Raw genomic sequence first — 17,889 nt, forward strand, 5'->3', positions numbered from 1 at the left:
AGGGCAAAGAATGGGGCGAATCCTGTTGCTTACAGCTCTCCAATGGTTTCCACTCTCAGCCTGGCCGAAGTGCTGATTGCCCTGGTGGTAGCCGCCCATGCAGGCGTGCTTGCCGTACGGCTCTGCTTCAGTCTCTACAAAGCTTGAGGAGCTGCAGACGCCCCCTTGGCAAAACGGGGCTGGCCAGCTAGAAGCGTGCAGGACCCAGCGGGGTTCGATCCTCTGGTGTTTCCATGCCGCTTCGCGCACCACGCAACTCCAACGCCCGGCACAAGCAGCCTTTGCAGCCAGAGCCAAGGCCTGGCTCGCGGCCTGAATCCCGGATTATTTCTGGTGGCGAAGCAGCAGCACTTCAGGCTCTCTCAAGCGAGCGCCAGGAACTGCTCTGCAGCCTGATCGGCCTATCCCTCAAAGTGGGCCTTGTGCTGGTTGCCGGCGTCAGCTTGGTGCGGCTTGCCTCTGCCTATCAGGAGCGGATGGAGCGCCAGGGTGAGTTAGCTGCGGTGCTCGACCTAGAGCAAGCCAAGCTCTCCAAAGCACGCGAACGCTTTGACCACTTGTTCATGGTGGCAGGGGAACAACGCCTGATCCGCGAGCAAAATCAGTGGATTGCCCCTAACCGCCTGCGGGTGGTTTGGCAGCAGACCACCCCGTAAGTTGGGGCCCTGTCTCAACAAGCTTGATGGCCTCAGCTGCTGGCGCCGGAACGGTTTTGATCACCGGCACCACCTCGGGGGTGGGCCTCAATGCCAGCAAGGCCATGGCCGAGCGCGGCTGGCATGTGGTGACCGCTAACCGAGATCCCGTCAAGGCCGCTGCTGCCGCTGCCAGCCTAGGAATCCCTCCGGATCAGCTCAGCCATCTGCGTTTTGATCTCAGCGATCTCGACAGCGTGCGGGTGGGAGTTGAAACATTGGTGGCGTCCCTTGGACGACCTCTGGACGCACTTGTGATCAATGCGGCCGTCTACAAACCCCGCTTGAAGCAGCCCGAGCGCTCGCCCCAGGGCTTCGAGATATCGATGGCCACCAATCACCTCGGCCAATTTTTATTGATTCAGTTGCTGCTTGAAGATCTGCAGCGCTCCAGCCATCCCTCACGGCGAGTGGTGATTCTCGGCACCGTGACGGCTAACTCAAAGGAACTAGGCGGCAAGATTCCGATCCCTGCGCCAGCCGACCTAGGCGACTGTGCCGGGTTCAAGGCCGGATTCAAGCCCCCCATTGCCATGGCCAATGGCAAGGCCTTCAAGCCTGGCAAGGCCTACAAGGACAGCAAACTCTGCAACATGATTACGACTCAGGAGCTACATCGTCGGCTCAATGAAAACACTGGAATTGTGTTCAGCTCGCTCTACCCAGGCTGCGTTGCCGACTCTCCCCTATTTCGCAGCACGCCGCGGGCATTTCAAACGATCTTCCCCTGGTTTCAAAAGAACATCACCGGTGGCTATGTCAGCCAAGCTTTGGCGGGGGAGCGGGTCGCCCAGGTGGTGGCCGACCCGGATTTTTCCGCCTCAGGGGTTCACTGGAGCTGGGGTAACCGCCAAAGCAAAGGCTCTCAGCAATTCAGCCAGGAGCTCTCAGACAAGGCCAGCAACCCTGAAACTGCACAGACCTTGTGGAATGAATCGATGAAGTTGGTGGGGCTTGTCCCTGACTAGAAGCGGCGACGGAAGGCGTCGTCGCTGCTGCGGCTGGAGCTGTCTTCAGCGAGGCTCAATTTCCAGACGTTACGGCTGAGCCGGCGGGCCTTGAGGCCGCCACGTTCCACAATTTCACTGGTAGGGCGGGCACCAAGCAACTGACTCACTTCTGAGGTGCTGAGAGGGGCTCCGGTTTGGACTGCCAGCTGGGTGAGTTCGAGGCGCTGCTTGAGAGCTGCCAAATCGGCTAGGTCACCGTCTTCGGCCTCAGACCACAGCCAGGGCAGGTCTTGGGGCGAACCAGCCATTTTCTGCATGAGCCCCAAACCAATAAAAGCCAGCGCTTGCTCCGGTTTGACTCCCTTGGCTGCGGCTTCCGCCATCCATTCGGGCATCGGGTTATTGCTAACAGTGTCCCCAGCGGGCATGGGCTCGGCCTGGGCAGCCCGAGTGCGGCTGGAGCTGGAAGTGGTGCGGCGGGTGGCCATGGACGTCCCCTGAACGTTGCGCGGACGGTACCGGCTCAGCCGCAATGGGCAAGGGGCAGGGGGCTTCAGGGTTAAGATCCAGCCGCAGCAAAGCCGATGTGAGGGCTAGCTGTTCGAAGGATTTTCCCTTGCCATCCCGCCTTCCCTCCCGAGACGAACTGGCGTCGCGCCGGCGTCGGGAGATGGCGCTTGGCTCCAGCTCCAGTAGCGGCGCCCAGATCACTGGCACTCGGGTGGGTAACGACAGCTCGGGCGCCAGTTGTGTGATTACCACCGACAGCGAGGGCTCCCGGCTGGCACGCCAATCCAGCCATGTGCAGTCGATTGAGCTGCGCACATACGTATTTCTTGATTCGCTGCAGCCCCAGCTAGCTGCCTATATGGGCACGGTTAGCCAGGGCTTCCTGCCCATTCCCGGTGACGCCTGCTTGTGGCTGGAGGTATCGCCGGGTATGGCTGTGCACCGGGTCACCGACATTGCCCTCAAGGCCAGCACGGTGCGTCTTGGCCAGATGATCGTGGAGCGGGCCTTCGGCTCCTTGGCGCTCTACCACCGCGACCAGAGCAACGTGCTCCACTCCGGCGACGTGGTGCTCGAGGCCATCGGCAGCCGGGTTGAGCTCCGCAGCCGTTGCGAGGTCAGCTGGACCGAGATCATCCGGGCGATCACCCCTGACCACGCCGTGCTGATCAACCGGCAGAACCGGCGCGGATCGATGATTCAAGCTGGGATGAGCATGTTCATCCTGGAAACCGAGCCCGCCGGTTACGTGCTGATCGCAGCCAATGAGGCAGAAAAGGCATCCAACATCACAGTGGTTGACGTGAAAGCTGTGGGCGCCTTTGGCCGCCTAACCCTGGCGGGGCGGGAGGGTGATGTGGAGGAGGCCGCCGCCGCCGCGATGCGGGCGATCAGTCACATCAACAACAAGGCCAGCTGAACCAGGAGCCTGCTCTGGCGACTGAGCCTCAGTTTCCCAACTCCAGCAATCGGAGCAATTCGGGGGCGAGCGCGCGAGCTGCTTTGCCGCGACTGCCGAGTTTGGCCTTGAGGTGGGGGCTCATCAGGGCGTAGGAGCATCCTGCTTCCCGCACATAAAAAAGGCTGTCGTAACCAGGGCCATGGCCCTGGGGAGCCCTCAGTATCTGGCCACGGCAAATACCCTCAGCTTCGGCCCTGATGGTGCCGGACGGATCGGCTAGGGCCATGGCGCTGCGGAAGCTGGCTCCCCGATAAAGGCCGTCGCCCAGTTCTTTCAACAGACGGTGAATGCGCTCGTGGTCAGTGGGGGCATAGCGGGCCGAAAAAATACCTGGGGCTCCACCCAGCGCATCCACCTCGATGCCAGAGTCGTCGGCGAGGGCCCAGTGGCCGGTGATGCGGGCAACGGCCTCGGCCTTGAGACGGGCATTAGCGAGATAGGTCGCTCCGGTTTCCTCAATCTCCAGACCGGGAGGCTGGGGCAGCACGTCTAGCTCAACCAGCTCAAGCATCGCGCCGATTTCGGCCACCTTGTGGGGGTTGCCACTGGCGACGACCAGGGAAAGCATTCAGCTGGAATCGGAGCATCCCATTGTCCTCCAAGGGGGGTTCAATTTTGAGTCCACCGGCCCTACGGTTGAAGAGCCCCCTTTGCCCCCACGTGATTGGGTTCCTGGGGTTACGGATGGACCCAAGCCTGATTCTGCAGAACCTGGTCAGCCCGCCGGTGCTGTTTTTTTTCCTAGGGGTCACCGCCGTACTGGTGGGATCGGATTTGGAAATCCCAGCCCCAATCCCAAAGCTGTTCTCCCTCTATTTATTGCTCGCCATCGGTTTCAAAGGTGGATTGGAGCTGCAGCACAGCGGCCTCGGTGGCCAGGTGTTGCCCACCATCGCCGCCGCCATGGCGATGTCGCTGCTGGTGCCGCTCTACAGCTATCTGGTGCTTAAAACCAGGCTGGATGGCTTTAACGCCGCCGCCATTGCCGCCACCTACGGATCGATCAGTGCGGTGACATTTATCACCGCCGAGAGCTTTCTGGAAACGCAAAGCCTGTCCTTCGATGGCTTCATGGTGGCCGCACTGGCCCTGATGGAATCCCCGGCCATCATTGTGGGCCTGCTTTTAGTCAAATTGGCAGCCCCGCCTCAACAAGGCGATGCCCCGAACATGCGCTGGAGCTCCGTACTGCGGGAGTCTTTTTTAAACAGCTCGGTATTTCTGTTGGTAGGGAGTCTGTTGATTGGCTTGTTGGTTGCAGCGTTCAGCCCGGCCAGCATCGACAAAATGCTGCCTTTCACCGACAAACTTTTCTATGGATCTCTGAGTTTTTTCCTGCTGGATATGGGGATTGTTGCAGCCCAACGAATCCGGGATTTACGGCAAGCGGGTGCTTTCCTGATCGGCTTTTCAGTGCTGATGCCACTTTTCAATGCCCTGGTAGGCACATTGATTGCCCGTGGACTGGGACTAGGCCTTGGTAACGCCCTGTTGTTTGTGGTGCTGTGTGCCAGCGCCTCCTACATCGCGGTACCAGCGGCGATGCGGATGACAGTGCCGCAGGCAAATCCCAGTTTGTATATCTCGACAGCGCTGGGAGTCACATTTCCGTTCAACATCATTGTTGGGATTCCCCTCTACATGGCCATGATCAAAGCCCTGCTCCCCGCTGCCGAATAAATCAATGAAACGCCTCGAATTGATACTAAGCGAGCGGGAGCTGGATGCGGTGATCCAAGCAATGGAAGCCGCGGGTGTGCCCGGGTACTCGGTGGTAAGGCACGTCACAGGCAAGGGCCCGCATGGCTCCGTGTCCGAGGGCATGGAGTTCAGCGGCTTGGGCGCAAATGCCCATGTGATTGTGTTCTGCAAAGCAGATTTGCTGTCTGCGTTGCGCACGGCACTCCGCCCACTTTTGACTTACTACGGCGGAGTGGCGTATGTCACAGACGCCGAGGCCCTTTAGGTGCTCGACAAGCAAATTCTGCCCAAGACGGGACTAGTTGGGCTGAAACTCCTTGCTAGCACTGCATGGGCAAGCATTACCTAACGTTTTGTGATGCACTGATCAGACTGCCTTATCTAAGGGCGACGCAACAGTGATGGTCGGTTCCGGCCAAATGGCTTGACGAGGGGTTTGGCTGACGACCATGGTTGCAAGTGAACACATTCCACCCCCCTCCACTAGGAGCAGGTAATGGCAACTGAATCCATGGGCATCGCCCTCGGCATGATCGAAACTCGGGGGCTGGTGCCCGCGATCGAGGCGGCTGACGCCATGACCAAGGCCGCCGAAGTGCGCCTTATCGGTCGTGAATTCGTCGGCGGCGGCTACGTCACCGTGATGGTGCGCGGTGAAACCGGCGCCGTCAACGCAGCTGTGCGCGCCGGGGCTGATGCCTGCGAGCGCGTGGGCGACGGTCTTGTGGCCGCGCACATCATTGCCCGCCCCCACCGCGAAGTGGAGCCTGCCCTGGGCAACGGCAACTACGCCGGTCAGAAGGACTGAGTTGACCAACGTCTGAGGCGTTAACCAACCCATTTCCTTCCCTTACCGACCCAACCGGAGAATCACTCATGGCTAAGAAGTACGAATCCGGGGTCAAGGAGTACCGCGACACGTATTGGACTCCTGATTACATCCCCCTCGACACCGATCTGCTGGCCTGCTTCAAATGCACCGGCCAGGAAGGCGTCCCCCGCGAAGAAGTTGCCGCTGCTGTGGCCGCTGAATCCTCAACCGGCACCTGGTCCGCCGTGTGGTCAGAGCTCCTCACCGACCTCGACTTTTACAAAGGCCGTTGCTACCGCATCGAAGACGTTCCTGGCGACAAGGAAGCCTTCTATGCCTTCATCGCCTACCCCCTCGACCTGTTCGAAGAAGGCTCCATCACCAACGTGCTGACCTCCTTGGTCGGCAACGTTTTCGGCTTCAAGGCCCTGCGCCACCTGCGTCTGGAAGATATCCGCTTCCCGATGGCGTTCATCAAAACCTGCATGGGTCCCCCGAACGGCATCGTGGTTGAGCGCGACCGTATGAACAAGTACGGCCGTCCTCTTCTGGGCTGCACCATCAAGCCGAAGCTCGGCCTGAGCGGTAAGAACTACGGCCGGGTTGTCTATGAGTGCCTACGCGGCGGTCTGGACTTCACCAAGGACGACGAAAACATCAACTCCCAACCTTTCCAGCGTTGGCAGAACCGTTTCGAGTTCGTTGCTGAAGCTACCAACTTGGCTCAGCAGGAAACAGGCGAGAAGAAGGGGCACTACCTCAACTGCACCGCTGCAACTCCTGAAGAGATGTATGAGCGCGCCGAGTTCGCTAAAGAACTGGGCCAGCCCATCATCATGCACGACTACATCACTGGTGGCTTCACCGCTAACACCGGTCTGGCCAAGTGGTGCCGTAAGAACGGCATGCTGCTGCACATTCACCGTGCCATGCACGCTGTGATTGACCGCCATCCCAAGCACGGTATCCACTTCCGAGTGCTGGCCAAGTGCCTGCGTCTCTCCGGTGGTGACCAGCTGCACACCGGCACGGTGGTCGGCAAGCTGGAGGGCGACCGCCAGTCGACCCTCGGCTATATCGACCAACTGCGCGAATCCTTCGTCCCCGAAGATCGCAGCCGCGGCAACTTCTTCGACCAAGACTGGGGCTCCATGGGCGGCGTGTTCGCAGTGGCCTCCGGCGGTATCCACTGCTGGCACATGCCCGCACTGGTTGCCATTTTTGGCGACGACTCGGTGCTGCAGTTCGGTGGTGGTACCCACGGTCACCCCTGGGGTTCGGCTGCTGGTGCTGCGGCTAACCGCGTGGCCCTCGAAGCCTGCGTCAAAGCCCGTAATGCCGGTCGTGAAATTGAGCGCGAAGGCCGCGACATCCTTCTGGAAGCAGCGAAGCACAGCCCTGAGCTAGCTATCGCCCTGGAGACCTGGAAGGAAATCAAGTTCGAGTTCGACACCGTCGACAAGCTCGACACCTGAAATCGCCAGTCTGAGTTGGTGAGTGGGGCAGGCAACTTGCCTACTCACCTCCCAGAACGGAATATTCAGAACTAGAGATTAAATTAATCTCTACGAACGAGATCAAGAGCCTTTTATGCAAGGTTCAAACATTCCATCCACATAAGGATCCCCATGCCTTTCAAGAGCACCGTGGGTGACTACCAAACAGTCGCCACCCTGGAGACATTCGGCTTCCTGCCGCCGATGACCCAGGACGAGATTTACGATCAAATCGCTTACATCATTGCCCAGGGTTGGAGCCCGCTCGTTGAGCATGTCCATCCCAGCAACTCCATGGCGACCTACTGGTCCTATTGGAAGTTGCCCTTCTTTGGCGAGAAGGATCTGGGGGTGATCGTGAACGAGCTTGAGTCTTGTCACCGCGCCTACCCCGACCACCACGTTCGCTTGGTGGGCTACGACGCTTACACCCAAAGCCAGGGCTCCTGTTTCGTGGTTTTCGAAGGACGCTGATCCCAGCCCTTCCGGGGCTCGCGCCATTGGCCTGGGCCCCAACCCCTTTCCTCTGTTGGCTAGTTCGCGCTGCGGACTGGTCGGCACCTTTTCAGATATTCCATTCGACGGGCGGACATGGCCAGCACATCCAGCCGGGAAGCAGCTCTGGAGCGCCGCAGGGCTCTCACCAACGGCGGCAAAAAAGCCGCCAGCCGGTTCACCTCCGGCCCGAGCCGTGTGCGCTCGGTTGAAGACGCTCGCCCCACCCGCACAGCAACAGCGTCGGAGTCTCCAGCATCGGTGGCCAAGGCCGCTCCAGTAGCTGCCCCGGCTGTGAACGCCCGGGCGGCTTCCTCTCACCGCAGCCTTGCTGCACCCACCGGCTCCAGCCGGACCACCCAGGCCCGTCCAATCGCAAATCCCAGTAGAGATTTGGTGCTTGCCCGACGGGAAGCCCTTTCCAAACGCGGCAAACGTGCCGACACCTCCAGCGACCGCACGCGTACGGACCTGGCAAAAATTGCACCAAAAGTCCAGGCACCTGCAGCGGAAGCCAAATGCAAGTGTCAAGACGAGACCGCTGCTGCACCGGCTCTATTGAGCCTCAGTAATCGCTCTAGCAAAACAAGTGGAAGTGGTGGCGATCGCCGTGCCACGGCCAAGCGCCTCTCCCAACTAGATCCCAGTAGAGCCCTTGTGCTCGCCCGGAGAGAAGCTCTCTCTAAGCGTGGCAAATCCGCTAATGCGCCTAAGAGCACTACAGCTGCTTCGGTATCCCGCCAAGGCAATCCTGATATGAGCGCCCGCGAACTTTCCCAGAAGGTCCGTGAACTGCGCGCCAAGGTGGGCAGCGCTGGTTCCAGCAGAGTCGCCGGCACCCGCCCCTCCGGCCCAAACCGCCACGGCGCCAAACAGGCAGCTGCCGCAGAAGCCCACTGGAAAGTGGGAGTGAGCGAAACCAGCTCTGGTCAGGTGGTTACCGGAACCCAGGCCAATCGCTCAGAGAAAACAACTGGTAACGAAGCTGCTACCTGCCGCGCCATTACGGGCACCGAATATCTCGGCGCCGAGGTGTTCCAGGCCTTCTGTCAGAGCGGTCCAGTGGCAAGTCAACCTGCCAAGGTGCGCGTCAGCGCCACTACCCATGGCAACCGCGTCACTGGTAATGAGGTTGGTCGCTCTGAAAAGGTGACCGGCGATGAGCCCGGTACTTGCAAAAACGTCACCGGCACCGAATACGTTTCCGCCAATCAGTCAGCAGCCTTCTGCGGCACCTCCAGCCCCAGCCCTAGCCCACGCAAGGTTGGACGCAGCCAGACCGAGGGAGGTCAGTCAGTTTCAGGTGTGATGGTTGGTCGCTCAAGCCTTGTCACGGGTGACGAACCCGGCTCGGGTAAGCAGCTCACCGGCTCCCAGTACATATCTGATCAAGGCCAGGTGACTGGACGGGCTCCTACCAAGGTTGCAAGCTTGCATACCCTTCGTGGCACTGGCATCACTGGCACCCATGTGGGCCGCAGCGAGCATGTCACCGGTGATGAGCCCGGCAGCTGCCGCCTTGTAACTGGTGATGAATACGTCGGCAGCCAGCAATACGCCGATTTCTGCGGCAGCAAGCCTGAGCCAGAGGCTGCCAAGGTGGGCTTCAGCGTCACCAATCGGGCCCAGATCGTCAGCGGTACCCACACTGGCCGCTCCTCCAATGTCACCGGTGATGAGCCCGGCACCTGCAAGGTCGTAACCGGCACGCCCTACGCCGGCCTTGAGCAGGCAGGAGACTTCTGCAACAGCAAGTCTGTCGCCGAAATCCGTCAGCGCACTCCGGTGCGGGGCTCTAACCGCATGAGTGGCATACAGCCAGGCATTGGCGGTGTCCTCACTGGTGCGGGCCGCGGAGCCTGCGAAGCCGTTACCGGCACTCCCTACATCGGTGGCGATCAACTCGCCAAGGTCTGCGGTGCCGCCGCAGCCCAGGACTCCGATTTCCCCCAACCCCTGGCGGGCAGCCAGCCCTGGCAGCAATTCAGCATCCAATCCCCGGCTCGCTCAGCCCAGGTGGGGCGAGAACCAGCCGGGGCAGTAACCGGCACCAGCTACGAGCAGGGCAGCAGGATTACCGGCCCTTTTGACCTGGCCGGTGACATGGTCACCGGCACCGAGCAATTCCGCTTCGACCGTCGCGGCAGCAGCCAAATCGCTCGGGGGCCCATTGAGGTTCCTATGAGCGTTGACGCGGATGCCCGTCCAACCTCCAGGGTGACCGGCGAAGGCATCTCTGCTGGCTTGAAGATCACTGGTGATGACTGGGATCGGGGTGAACGGGTCACCGGCACTGAGGGTGTTTCAGCCCGCCGCCGCAACCCCACCCGGCCAGGCTCGAAGACCTCGATGCCCGCCGCCCTCCAGCCGAAGCGCAACGAGGAGCGTCCCGAGCCAGTCAGCCGTGTCACCGGTTCTAGCGGCAACACCACAGCCGGCTCCCTGATCACCGTGTCTGGCGGGGCCCGCGGCTGAACCCCTGATGCCCCGACGCCCGCTCGCCACTCCCTATCGCCCGCTGGCTCCAACGGCTCCCCGCCGTCGGCCCGGCGCCGCCGCCGCGAGCGAGCTAGTGGCGCCTGGCTTGCATCCGCTTAGCAATGGTCAGCTCAATGGGGTCCTGAGGTCCTACGAAGACCAGGTCAAAGGTGCATTCGATCGCATTGTGCCTTTGCTCAAGCGCCTTTCAGCCCTGCAGCACGAGGCTGATTTCATCGAGCAGGCCCAGTTGCTATCAAGGGCTGAACTGGGCTTTGAGTTGCCGCTGCCCATCCTCGAGAAGGCCTGGGTCAGCCAGCTCGACATGCGCACCTTGTTTGCCTGGTGTGTATTTGAAACCTACGAACAAACCAGCGACTCCTTCTTTCAGCACGACCCTCTGGGAGGCAAGCCTGGCAGTGCCGCTGCCGAAGCCTTCAATGAGTTTCTACTGGCCTGTGGCTTCCACCTACTCGACGCAACCCCATGCGCTGACGGGCGCCTAGCCCATGCCATGGCCTACGCCCTGAGAATTCCGTTTAGTTCAGTACGGCGGCGTTCCCATGCCGGTGCCCTGTTTGACGTCGAAAACACGGTCAACCGCTGGGTCAAAACTGAACATCGCCGCTACCGGGAGGGTCAGCCCAATTCGGCGCACGATGACACCCGTTACCTCAAGGTGGTGCTCTACCACTTCAGTTCAAAAGATCCACTGCACGAGGGCTGTGCTGCCCATGGCAGTGATGATGCCTTGGCTGCCTCCTGTGGCCTAGCCCGGCTCAAGGATTTCCAGCAGGCCGTCGAAAACAGCTTCTGCTGTGGTGCCTCAGTAGATCTGTTGCTACTAGGCATCGACACCGACACCGACACGATTCGTGTGCATGTGCCGGGCATTGATGGCAGCACCAATCTGGAGAGCTGGCTGGATGCCAAAGCGGCCTATGAGGCCACCCACCATCTCAATGCGGTTGAGGGCCGGGCCCGCATTCAATCGCTGGTGGAGCAGGCAGCGGCCAGCAGTCCCGACCCGGGCATGGTGAAGCTGATAGCCCGCCTGATCGAGAACAACATCTCCCAGATCGACTATGTACGCCAGTACCACCGGGGCAGCTACGGCGATGCTGGCCATGCGGAGCGCTTTATCGGTGTGGGCATAGGCTTCAAGGAAATCCACCTGCGCAACCTGACCTACTTCGCCTACATGGACACGGTGGAGGAGGGAGCGCCCGATCTGGATGTAGGCATCAAGATCTTCAAGGGCTTGAACGTTTCTCGGGGCCTGCCTGTGCCAGTGGTAGTGCGCTTTGACTACAACGGCCAGGTGCCCGGGGCGAGGCAGCGAGCGATCCGCAATTGCCAGCGGGTGCAAGCCGCCATGGAAAACCGCTATCCCGAGTTGTTTGAGCAGGGCCTATTGCATGCCCTGCTTACCGTGCGGGATCAAGACCGTCACACCCCAGCTGAAGCTGTAGGTTCCACAATCACATTCGCGAGCGGAGGAGGGCACTGACATGTTGATCTGCAAGGTGGTTAAACCACTGGTGTCTACCAATCGCATTCCAGATTTTGAGCACAAGCACCTGCAGGTGGTGCTCGATGGCAGCACTCAGAAAGTGGCAGTTGATGCCGTGGGTTGCATACCAGGTGACTGGGTGATCTGCGTCGGCAGCTCAGCTGCGCGCGAGGCCGCCGGAAGCAAGTCGTACCCGAGCGATCTAACGATCGTGGGAATCATTGACCACTGGGATCCTGATGCTGGCAAGGCTCAAGCTCCGTCAGGAGGGGCCAGCTAATGGAAATCATGCAGGTCACCGGCTCTCTGGTTTGCAGCCAGAGGGTTGCCGGATTAGATCACTCCAATCTGCGCGTCTTGCGCACCGCCAAGGGCAAGCTGAGCGTTGCTGTCGACCCAGTCGGTGCATCCCCAGGTAACTGGGTATTCACCGCCAGTGGCTCTGCAGCCCGCTTCGCCTGCGGTAACCCCGAGGTGCAGACCGATCTGACTATCGGCGGAATCATTGATTTCTGGGAGCCCGACGGCTAGGTGGCCCGGGTAGCTCGCTGCCCGATCGACCTGTCATCACTCCAGCCCCCATACTCCTGAGCCATGGCCACCCCCACCCCTAAATCCACCACCAGCGGAGCTCCTGCTGCCAAATCCGCCCCCGCGGCTGCGGCGGCCAGCTCCACACCGGTGGCTGCAGCGGCGGCGGCCAGCTCGAACCCACCTGCAGCGGCCCCCAAGGCCCTGCCGGCGGCGGCGGCCCAGCCCACTGCGGCGAAAGCCGTAGCCAAGCCAGCTGCCTCGACAGCGCGCCGTGCTTCCAGCACGACACGCCGCTCTAGCGCCAGCTCAACCGGCTCCCGTTCCGGTGCCGGCAAGGGCGCCGGCACCACCCCACCCACAACTCCTTCGCGCAGCAACGCCATGGCTCCTTCCATTCAGGGCATCGCCCTCGGCATGATCGAAACCCGTGGCCTGGTACCGGCGATCGAAGCCGCAGACGCCATGACCAAGGCCGCTGAAGTGACCCTGATCGCCCGTGAGTTCGTTGGCGGTGGCTACGTCACCGTGATGGTGCGCGGTGAAACAGGTGCGGTGAATGCAGCAGTGCGTGCCGGCGCTGATGCCTGTGAGCGCGTCGGTGACGGCCTGGTTGCTGCCCACATCATTGCCCGTCCCCACAGCGAAGTGGAGCCTGCCCTGATCGCAACTGCTACCACCCGTCGCCTCTGATGGCCATGGGCGCCGTTCATCCGCGCGTCCTGGGTTACCTCGGCCGCGCCCTGAGCTTGGAATTTTCCGCAGTTCAGCAGTACATGACCCAGGCCTCCCTAGTGGAGCTCTGGGGAGACGGTGATTCGGCTACCCGGTTTCGACGCGAAACCGTGGAAGAAATGCAGCATGCCGAACGCCTGGTGCAGCGCATGCTTGCTTTGGGGGTGGCTCCTGCCGCATCCCAGTTGAGGCCCGTTGCCCATGCCGCCGACCTAGTCGGACTGCTCCGGCTCAATCTCGCCCTCGAAAACGACCTGATCCATCACTACGCCGAGGCGGTTCGCTTTTGCGTCTTGGTGGGTGATGGCGCTAACGAAGCCCTGTTCAGGAGTCTCTGCAACGACGAACAGCACCACGGCGAAGAGCTGGGGGCCTGGCTGCGCAGCCTTGGCTTCAGCCCCAATCCCTCGATGGAACGGGCCACCTTCTGAGCCGACCGACGCCCATCCCCCCTTGTTCGCCCCACCCCTGCCACTTTCGATCCAGCTGGCCTGGTTGATCCCCCTCTATGGGTTCAGCGGCATGGTTTTGTCCCTGCCGTGGGCTGCTGGCTGGATCAAGCGTCACGGTCCTCGCCCTGCGGCCTATCTCAACCTGATCGTCACGCTGCTGGCGGTGGTGCATGGCACCTTGATCCTGCAGCAGGTATGGCTGCTGGGTCCCCAGCACATCGAGCTGCCCTGGTTTCAGGCTGCCGATCTCGACCTGCGCATTGGCTTCGACCTATCCCTGACCAATCTGGCCGCCCTTGAGCTGGTGACCGGACTGAGCTTGGTGGGTCAGGTATTTGCCCTGGGCTACCTGGATAAGGAGTGGGCCCTGGCCAGGTTTTATGCCCTGGTGGGTTTCTTTGAAGGCGCCCTTGCCGGAGTTGTACTGAGCAGCAATCTTTTCATGAGCTATTTCCTGCTGGAAATGCTCACTCTCTCCACCTATCTGCTGGTGGGGTTCTGGTATGCCCAACCGCTGGTCGTTACGGCGGCCAGAGACGCCTTTTTGACCAAGCGGGTTGGCGATGTATTGCTGCTGATGGGCGTAGTCGCTCTCTCAGCCTGGGCTGGCTCGATGGAATTTGACGACCTTTACGTATGGTCAGCTGAAGCCCATGCCAATGGTTCGCTAACCCCGCTAGCGGGCACCCTGCTCGGACTGGGCCTAATCGCTGGCCCCATGGGTAAGTGCGCCCAGTTCCCCATGCACCTCTGGCTTGACGAGGCCATGGAGGGTCCAAACCCAGCCTCCATTCTGCGCAACTCCGTAGTTGTGACCGCTGGAGCCCTTGTGCTGCTCAAAGTAATGCCGCTGCTGCGGTTTTCACCGCTGGCGGTTGATGTGTTGTTGGTTGTGGGCACAATCAGCGCCCTGGCTGGTGCGCTGGTGGCGATCGCCCAGGTGGATATCAAGCGGGCCTTCTCCTACTCCACAACCTCCTATCTGGGCCTGGTTTTCATTGCAATTGCCCTGCAACAGCCGGCTATTGCCCTGTTGCTGTTGTTTGCCCATGGCCTCGCCAAGGCCCTGCTGTTCATGAGTGTGGGCAGCGTTATTGCCACCACCAGCTGCCAGGACCTCACCGAGCTGGGTGGCCTCGGCTCCCGCATGCCTGCCACCACCACCGCCTACCTGGTGGGGGGAGCGGGCCTGGTGGGCTTGCTGCCCCTTGGCTGCTTCTGGTGCTTCGGCCTGCTGGTGGAGGCGCTAGGCCGCACTGCACCATTTTTTGCCGCAGTTGTGCTGATCACCAATGCCCTGACAGCCTTCAACCTCACCCGGGTATTCCGGCAGGTGTTTATGGGAGCGCCTCTGCCAAAAACCAAGCGGGCCCCTGAGGTCAACTGGCTGATGGCCCTACCGATGGTGAGCCTGACCGTGCTGGTAGCTCTCCTGCCAGCCTTGATGGCCCGGCTAGATTCGGTGCCTGGCTTGGCCTCCTTCCCTCTGCCCCTCGCTACTGCAGTGGTGGCAAGCGGCGTGGCTGGAGTATTCGGCGGCTGCCTGGTGCCCCTGCACAAGTTCTGGTCCCGATCGATATTCCAGCCCCTGCGGTTGCTCCAGGATCTACTTGCCTACGACTTCTACACCGAGCGCATCTACAGGGTGACGATTGTGGCGGCGGTGGCTGGCCTGGCGCGATTTAGCAACTGGATCGACCAGGCCCTGGTGAGTGCCTTTGTTAATGGCATCGGCAGGCTTTCCCTGGCGAGCGCTGAAGGGCTGAAGCTCTCGGTGAACGGCCAGCTTCAGACCTATATCCTAACGGTCCTGTTGGCGATTGTGCTGCTGCTCACCTCGCTGCAGTGGTTGCACGGATGAGGAGCGCCTGATGCTAAGCCTGCTTCTACTGATCCCTCTGCTGGGAGCACTTGTCCTGGCCCTATGGCCCGGCAACCCCTCGCCCGGACGCATGCGCACCGTGGCCCTGGTGGTGTTGGGCCTGCAATTGATCTGGAGCCTGCTGGTGCTGCTCCGCTTCGACACCGGCCTCAATGGCATGCAGCTACAGGAGTCATTTGTCTGGGTGGGCAGCATCGGCCTCGACTACCGGCTCGGGGTCGATGGCTTATCAATGCCGCTGGTGCTGATCAATTGTGCCCTCACCTTGGTTTCGGCGATCTGTACCCGCGACATCAACCAGCGGCCCCGCATCTACTTCGCCCTGTTGCTGGTTATCAGCGGCGCGGTCAACGGTGCTTTCTTAGCCGAAAACCTGCTGCTGTTTTTCCTGTTCTATGAGCTGGAGCTGATCCCACTCTGGTTTCTGATCAGCATCTGGGGCGGAGCCAACCGGGCCTATGCGGCCACAAAATTTCTGATTTTTACAGCGGTGTCGGGGATGCTGATCCTCGGAGCCTTCCTGGGCCTGGCCCTATTAACCGGCAGTGTGGATTTCAGCCTCACCCCGGTCACCAGTGAAAGGCTGGCGATGGGAGGACAGCTGGTGCTGCTCGGGGCCCTGCTGGTGGGATTCGGCATCAAGGTGCCCCTATTCCCATTTCACAACTGGCTACCCGATGCCCACACCCAGGCCTCTACACCAGTGTCAGTGCTGCTGGCAGGAGTGCTGCTGAAGCTGGGCACCTACGGTTTGCTGCGCTTCTGCATGGGTCTTTTCCCGGAAGCCTGGGCCTTGTTAGCACCGGGATTGGCCATCTGGGCAGCCGTATCTGTGCTGTTTGGCTCCCTGGCAGCGATCGCCCAGCAGGACATGAAGCGGATGGTGGCCTACAGCTCCGTGGGTCACATGGGCTACATCCTGCTAGCCGCTGCCGCTGCCACACCGGTCGCCCTGCTCGGGGCGGTGTTCCAGATGGTCAGCCACGGCCTGATTTCAGCCCTGCTGTTTCTGCTGGTCGGCATTGTGTATCGCAAGACGGGCACCCGGGATCTCTCGGTGCTGCATGGTCTGCTCAACCCGGAACGGGGTCTGCCATTCACAGGCACGCTGATGATTTTGGGGGTTATGGCCAGTGCCGGTATGCCTGGCATGGCCGGCTTTATCTCGGAGTTCATGGTGTTCCGCGGCAGCATCACCGCCTTCCCCCTGGCGACCTTGCTTTCAATGGTTGGTTCGGGCCTTACGGCGGTTTATTTTCTACTGCTGGTTAATCGTGCCTTCTTCGGACGCCTGGCAGTGACACCGGCCAGTGATGCGGAGGCTGATGGTCGACTCGATGTGCGCCTGGCCGCCGTGGCGCCCCGTGAAACCATCCCGGCCATGGGCCTGGCCTTTGCCGTAGTGGCCATCGGCCTGCTGCCCTCGGGCCTTGGCAAGTTGAGTGAGGCTGCATCCACCTCCATGGCCCAACTGCCAGCTCTGGTGGCAGCAATGCAACTAGCAGCCCTACATCCATGGGGGGTGGGCTGATGCCAATCATTTCTGCCGAACTGGTCCACGCTGGGGGTAGGCCTGCTGCCGCCGAACTCGAACAGCAGCTACTCAGCGGCCAGACCCTGCTCAGTGAATCCGCAGACCACCTAGTTGAGGTGGTGGATGTGCTCAAGAGCTATGGAGAAGTGCTGGATGCCTACAGCATCAACCTGATCTTCCAAGCCGAGCAGCAGTTTCTGCTGCCCTTCCCACTGTTCAAATACCTCGATGGTGACAAAAATCCAGCCAAGATCTGGCGCCATCTGATCCACGACCGGATCAACTTCGAATACGCCGAATACTGCATGAAGGCCATGCTCTGGCATGGCACCGGCGGACTTGATGCCTATCTGGATTCCGATCAGTTTGCGGCCAACTGCGCAGCGATCATTCGCCGCAAGACCAGAATTGATCCCCTTCTTGCCCTGCTCAACCCCCTGTTCAGGGGTTTCCTGCCCGAGCTGATTCGTACGGCTGCCACCACCCACGCTCTCGGTCAGTTTTGGCGGGTCATGAGCGATCTGTTTATCGATCTTGCTGAGGCTGAGGCAGATGGCAGGGTGGGCTCTATCGATGCTGTTGTCGAATTCATCAAGGACGGACTCGTAGCCGCAGCTGCCAACCCGATCACCTACGGAGTGGAGGTTGACGGCGAACACTTCTGGGTGCTGCCACCGGAGGCCGGTCTCACCTTCCTGTTGGATGTGGCCGTGCCCTACGTGGAGGCGGTCTTTCTACGGGGCATGCCGTTCCTGGGCACGGTGAGCTTCAACGCCCAGGCCCAGCAGATCTCACCAGACCAAGCGCAGTTTGCCTACGGCGCCCTATTTGCCGACCCCCTCCCGAGCATGGGCGCCGGCATTCCACCCAGCCTGCTGATGCAAGACATGTTCCGGCACCTACCGGAGCGGCTGCACCAGTGTTACCTCGAGCGCACTAGGGGGGAGGGGGATGTGCGGGTAAAAATCTGCATGAGCTTCCAAAAGTCGATGTTTTGCGTCACCAATGCGGCAATCCGGGGCACCTTCCCCCAGCCGCTCAGCAGCAGCGAACCAGCAGCCCAGGCTGCTAACCGGGCTTACGCAGCTGCCTGGGCATCCCGGCTGGCCCAGGCCCGCACCGACTGCCTCGACTGACCTGTCCTA

The 17,889-nt window shown here is 60.9% G+C and carries 20 protein-coding genes; 18 read left to right on the forward strand and 2 right to left on the reverse strand.

Going from position 1 to position 17,889, the window contains the following annotated elements; translation table 11 throughout:
* The first annotated feature begins 42 nt into the window (after positions 1–42).
* The 3 genes from psaM (at position 43) to AC01FP_RS04205 (ending at position 1,663) form a co-directional block, all read left to right on the forward strand.
* The gene (gene psaM / locus AC01FP_RS04195; RefSeq protein WP_197149960.1) at positions 43–147 is read left to right on the forward strand and encodes a photosystem I reaction center subunit XII; all 105 of its coding nucleotides are present in this window, start codon (positions 43–45) and stop codon (positions 145–147) included.
* 86 nt (positions 148–233) lie between these two features.
* A complete protein-coding gene (locus AC01FP_RS04200; protein ID WP_474478360.1) occupies positions 234–656 on the forward strand; it encodes a hypothetical protein in 423 nt (140 codons plus the stop codon).
* 26 nt (positions 657–682) lie between these two features.
* Positions 683–1,663, forward strand: coding sequence for a protochlorophyllide reductase (locus AC01FP_RS04205; RefSeq protein WP_474478361.1), 981 nt, complete (start codon positions 683–685; stop codon positions 1,661–1,663).
* Here AC01FP_RS04205 and AC01FP_RS04210 read toward each other — a convergent pair.
* Entirely contained in the window at positions 1,660–2,133 is a 474-nt protein-coding gene (locus tag AC01FP_RS04210; protein ID WP_474478362.1) for a hypothetical protein, read from the reverse strand. The two genes, AC01FP_RS04205 and AC01FP_RS04210, sit on opposite strands and share 4 nt — an antisense overlap.
* A gap of 182 nt (positions 2,134–2,315) precedes the next feature.
* Between AC01FP_RS04210 and AC01FP_RS04215 the strand changes: the two genes are divergently transcribed.
* Positions 2,316–3,074, forward strand: a complete 759-nt coding sequence (locus AC01FP_RS04215; RefSeq protein ID WP_474478399.1) for a BMC domain-containing protein — start codon at positions 2,316–2,318, stop codon at positions 3,072–3,074.
* 28 nt (positions 3,075–3,102) lie between these two features.
* On the opposite strand, the gene AC01FP_RS04220 is transcribed toward AC01FP_RS04215, so the two are convergent.
* Complete coding sequence (locus AC01FP_RS04220; RefSeq protein ID WP_474478363.1) at positions 3,103–3,684, reverse strand: non-canonical purine NTP pyrophosphatase; 582 nt, start codon at positions 3,682–3,684, stop codon at positions 3,103–3,105.
* A gap of 116 nt (positions 3,685–3,800) precedes the next feature.
* Between AC01FP_RS04220 and AC01FP_RS04225 the strand changes: the two genes are divergently transcribed.
* From AC01FP_RS04225 to AC01FP_RS04290, 14 genes are all read left to right on the forward strand, one after another.
* A complete protein-coding gene (locus AC01FP_RS04225; RefSeq protein ID WP_474478364.1) occupies positions 3,801–4,796 on the forward strand; it encodes a sodium-dependent bicarbonate transport family permease in 996 nt (331 codons plus the stop codon).
* Between the two features lie 4 nt (positions 4,797–4,800).
* On the forward strand, positions 4,801–5,082 hold the full coding sequence (locus AC01FP_RS04230; protein ID WP_474478366.1) for a P-II family nitrogen regulator: 282 nt from the start codon (positions 4,801–4,803) through the stop codon (positions 5,080–5,082).
* Between the two features lie 231 nt (positions 5,083–5,313).
* Positions 5,314–5,625: a BMC domain-containing protein gene (locus tag AC01FP_RS04235; RefSeq protein ID WP_106502566.1), complete on the forward strand. Its 312-nt coding sequence runs from the start codon at positions 5,314–5,316 to the stop codon at positions 5,623–5,625.
* Positions 5,626–5,693: 68 nt separating this feature from the next.
* Positions 5,694–7,103 carry a form I ribulose bisphosphate carboxylase large subunit gene (locus AC01FP_RS04240; protein WP_106502475.1) on the forward strand — a complete coding sequence of 470 codons (1,410 nt, stop codon included), beginning with the start codon at positions 5,694–5,696 and terminating at the stop codon, positions 7,101–7,103.
* 153 nt (positions 7,104–7,256) lie between these two features.
* On the forward strand, positions 7,257–7,598 hold the full coding sequence (locus AC01FP_RS04245; RefSeq protein WP_322765916.1) for a ribulose bisphosphate carboxylase small subunit: 342 nt from the start codon (positions 7,257–7,259) through the stop codon (positions 7,596–7,598).
* Between the two features lie 117 nt (positions 7,599–7,715).
* Positions 7,716–10,094, forward strand: coding sequence for a carboxysome assembly protein CsoS2 (gene csoS2, locus AC01FP_RS04250; protein WP_474478368.1), 2,379 nt, complete (start codon positions 7,716–7,718; stop codon positions 10,092–10,094).
* Between the two features lie 7 nt (positions 10,095–10,101).
* Entirely contained in the window at positions 10,102–11,607 is a 1,506-nt protein-coding gene (locus tag AC01FP_RS04255; RefSeq protein WP_474478369.1) for a carboxysome shell carbonic anhydrase, read from the forward strand.
* A gap of 1 nt (position 11,608) precedes the next feature.
* Positions 11,609–11,890 carry a carboxysome peptide A gene (locus AC01FP_RS04260; protein ID WP_474478370.1) on the forward strand — a complete coding sequence of 94 codons (282 nt, stop codon included), beginning with the start codon at positions 11,609–11,611 and terminating at the stop codon, positions 11,888–11,890.
* On the forward strand, positions 11,890–12,141 hold the full coding sequence (locus AC01FP_RS04265) for a carboxysome peptide B (RefSeq protein WP_254937079.1): 252 nt from the start codon (positions 11,890–11,892) through the stop codon (positions 12,139–12,141). The genes AC01FP_RS04260 and AC01FP_RS04265 overlap by 1 nt, the downstream gene beginning before the upstream one ends.
* A 63-nt stretch (positions 12,142–12,204) precedes the next feature.
* Positions 12,205–12,834, forward strand: coding sequence for a BMC domain-containing protein (locus AC01FP_RS04270; RefSeq protein WP_474478372.1), 630 nt, complete (start codon positions 12,205–12,207; stop codon positions 12,832–12,834).
* A gap of 5 nt (positions 12,835–12,839) precedes the next feature.
* The gene (locus AC01FP_RS04275; protein WP_474478374.1) at positions 12,840–13,307 is read left to right on the forward strand and encodes a ferritin-like domain-containing protein; all 468 of its coding nucleotides are present in this window, start codon (positions 12,840–12,842) and stop codon (positions 13,305–13,307) included.
* Positions 13,308–13,329: 22 nt separating this feature from the next.
* Positions 13,330–15,189, forward strand: a complete 1,860-nt coding sequence (locus tag AC01FP_RS04280) for an NAD(P)H-quinone oxidoreductase subunit F (RefSeq protein WP_474478375.1) — start codon at positions 13,330–13,332, stop codon at positions 15,187–15,189.
* A gap of 7 nt (positions 15,190–15,196) precedes the next feature.
* Positions 15,197–16,741 (forward strand): NADH-quinone oxidoreductase subunit M, encoded by a 1,545-nt coding sequence (locus AC01FP_RS04285; RefSeq protein ID WP_474478401.1) that lies wholly within the window; start codon positions 15,197–15,199, stop codon positions 16,739–16,741.
* Entirely contained in the window at positions 16,741–17,880 is a 1,140-nt protein-coding gene (locus tag AC01FP_RS04290; protein WP_474478376.1) for a CO2 hydration protein, read from the forward strand. Before AC01FP_RS04285 ends, AC01FP_RS04290 begins: the two co-directional genes overlap by 1 nt.
* Positions 17,881–17,889 lie beyond the last annotated feature (9 nt).

The sequence above is a fragment of the Cyanobium sp. NIVA-CYA 375 genome, assembly GCF_056108345.1.